The sequence below is a fragment of the Methanobrevibacter sp. genome, assembly GCF_045577275.1.
Classification (GTDB): Archaea; Methanobacteriota; Methanobacteria; order Methanobacteriales; family Methanobacteriaceae; genus Methanobrevibacter.
On sequence record NZ_JAZNIB010000270.1, the window covers coordinates 1 to 2,708 of the forward strand.

The window sequence follows — 2,708 nt, forward strand, 5'->3', positions numbered from 1 at the left end:
TCCTTTAATTTGATTTTAATCTATAAAAAAATAGTAAATTTTATATATGAAATTTTTTAAATCTTTATTTAGAAAGTATTTATATATAATCTGTTGGTTTCTAAATTAACTTGATTATTTATTGTTTCTTTAGAAAATAAGGGTTTTAAATAGTTTTAAATCTTGATTTTTTTAAGATTTTTACTGTTTTCAATGTTTTTAAGAAGAATTTTTTCTTTTTGAAAAAAATGGATTATATAAATATTTTTAAATTATTTGAGGTGAAAAAGATGGCAACTTTTAAAGGATTTGCAATGAAAAGACTCAATGAAATCGGTTGGGTAGAAAAAGAAGTACCTGAATGTGGACCAATGGACGCAATCATTAAACCAACTTGTGTATCCCCATGTACTTCAGATATTCACACTGTTTGGGAAGGTGCAATCGGTGACAGAAGAGACATGATCTTAGGTCACGAAGCTGTTGGTGAAGTTGTTGAAGTAGGTAGCATGGTTAAAAAATTCAAACCTGGTGACCGTGTAATTGTACCTGCTATCACCCCTGACTGGGATGACGAAGCTGCTCAAAGAGGATACCCTTCACAAACCATGGAACCTCTCGGTGGTTGGAAATTCTCCAACTTCAAAGACGGTGTATTCGGTGAAAGATTCCATGTAAACATGGCTGATGCAAACTTAACCTTAATTCCAGATGGAATGTCAGAAGAAGCTGCTGTAATGTTAACCGACATGTGGTCTACTGGTATGATGGGATCTGAAAACGCAGATATTCCATTAGGTGGATCCGTATTAGTTATTGGTATTGGTGCAGTAGGTCTTTCCGCTATTGCTGGTGCTAAACTTTTAGGTGCAGGTAGATTATTCGCAGCTGGTACTCGTCCAATTTCTGTCGAAGTTGCTAAAAAATACGGTGCAACTGACATCATCAACTATAAGAACGGTGCAATTGATGACCAAGTCAGAGAACTCACTGACGGTGCAGGTGTAGACTCCGTAATTATTGCTGGTGGTAACTTAGAAAACACATGGAAAGAAGCTATCGGTTCAGCAAAAGCAGGAGGAACCGTATCCAACGTAAACTACTTAAGTGGTGCTGACAACGTATTAATCCCACGTGAACTCTGGGGTTGCGGTATGTCCAACATCAACATTAAAAACGGATTATGTCCTGGTGGAGCAGTAAGAATGGAAAGACTTGCTGACTTAGCATTATACGGCAGACAAGATCCTGAATTATTAGTTACCCATAAATTCAAAGGTCTTGAAAAAATCGAAGATGCTTTACTCTTAATGAAAGAAAAACCTAAAGACTTAATCAAACCTGTTGTAATGTTAGACCTTGACTAAGCTCATTAATAGTAGTAAAATGGATGTTAAAAAAGTAATGGATTAATTTCCATTACTTTTTTTTTAAATTAATATTTATTCAGATAATTGTGGAGGAAAAAATGAAAGTTGCAGTTATTGGAGGAACTGGTCCTCAAGGTTTAGGAATTGCAAAGAGATTTGCAATAGAAGGCGTTGAGGTTATTGTAGGTTCCCGTAAAGAAGAAAAAGCTTTGACTGTTGTTGAAGAAACAATCGAAGAACTTAAAGATTATGATTTAAACATTGTAGGTATGGCAAATGAAGATGCAGCAAAAGCTGGAGATGTTTTAATTCTCACAGTACCTCTTGCAGCTCAAAAACCTACACTTGAAGGAATAAAAGAATTCTGTACTGATAAGATTGTCCTTGATGCTACAGTACCACTCGAAACAGCTATCGGTGGAAAACCATTCCGTTTCATTGACTTGATGGAAGGTTCAGCAGCAGAAAGAACCGCTAAGATTTTAGATGGAACAGGTGCAAAGGTAATCTGTGCATTCTGTAATATAAGTAACTCTCACTTATCCAACATTCCAAATGATATTGATTGTGATTGTTTGATTGCTGGAGATGATAATGAAGCAAAAGAAATCGCTACAGAACTCATAAACAAACTCCCAGGAGTCAGAACAATTGATACCGGAATTTTAGAAAAATCCAGAGTTATTGAAAAGATCACACCTCTCTTAATAGGATTGAACATTAAATACAGATCCCATTACGGTGGACTCAGAATCACTGGAATTCCAAAATTTGATGAATAAACAATTTCTGTCTATTTATATTTGAACAAAGTTTAGATATAATGCTCATAGAATTGGATGTTTTTCTCAACCAAAGTTAAATATTTAGAAAATTATTGTCGCCTCTTATCATAATTTTCTAATATATTTAACTTAAAAATAGAAAATCTCATTTTAATATCTCCGTTTTAATTAGATATCTTTTTATCTTTAAAAAGATATAATAAATTTAACTATCTATAAATTTGGTGATTTTATGATAATAGTTTTAGCAAAAGCAATCCCTAAAGATGAAGAAGCTTGTGAAAAAATCGTAGAATTTGCACAAGACTTAATTGAAAACTCAAGAAAAGAAGATGGAAATGTAGATTACAACTTGTATGCAAATACAGGTGATGGCACATTGTTATTTGTAGAACAATGGGAATCCAAAGAAATATTAGGTGCACACTTACAAACTGATCATTTTCTTAAATTCGGAGAAAATATTGCAGGTTTAGTTGATGGAGACCTCATTATCGACGTATTTAATGCAGAAGCAACTGATCTCTAATTTTTCCACATTTTTTAAAAATTTATTTTTTATTTTTTTTATTTT

3 protein-coding genes are annotated in these 2,708 nt (G+C 33.3%); all 3 read left to right on the forward strand.

The window, feature by feature from the left end; translation table 11 throughout:
- Positions 1-269 precede the first annotated feature (269 nt).
- Complete coding sequence (locus ACKI67_RS07920; protein WP_407462958.1) at positions 270-1,346, forward strand: NAD(P)-dependent alcohol dehydrogenase; 1,077 nt, start codon at positions 270-272, stop codon at positions 1,344-1,346.
- Positions 1,347-1,447: 101 nt separating this feature from the next.
- Complete coding sequence (gene npdG, locus ACKI67_RS07925; RefSeq protein WP_407462959.1) at positions 1,448-2,131, forward strand: NADPH-dependent F420 reductase; 684 nt, start codon at positions 1,448-1,450, stop codon at positions 2,129-2,131.
- Between the two features lie 235 nt (positions 2,132-2,366).
- Positions 2,367-2,663, forward strand: coding sequence for a putative quinol monooxygenase (locus ACKI67_RS07930; protein ID WP_407462960.1), 297 nt, complete (start codon positions 2,367-2,369; stop codon positions 2,661-2,663).
- The last annotated feature ends 45 nt before the right edge of the window (positions 2,664-2,708 follow it).

What these genes read in the sequence shown, in the direction of transcription:
- ACKI67_RS07930 (WP_407462960.1), top strand. Translation starts at nt 2,367, where the DNA reads ATGATAATAGTTTTAGCAAAAGCAATCCCTAAAGATGAAGAAGCTTGT.
- npdG (WP_407462959.1), top strand. Translation starts at nt 1,448, where the DNA reads ATGAAAGTTGCAGTTATTGGAGGAACTGGTCCTCAAGGTTTAGGAATT.
- ACKI67_RS07920 (WP_407462958.1), top strand. Translation starts at nt 270, where the DNA reads ATGGCAACTTTTAAAGGATTTGCAATGAAAAGACTCAATGAAATCGGT.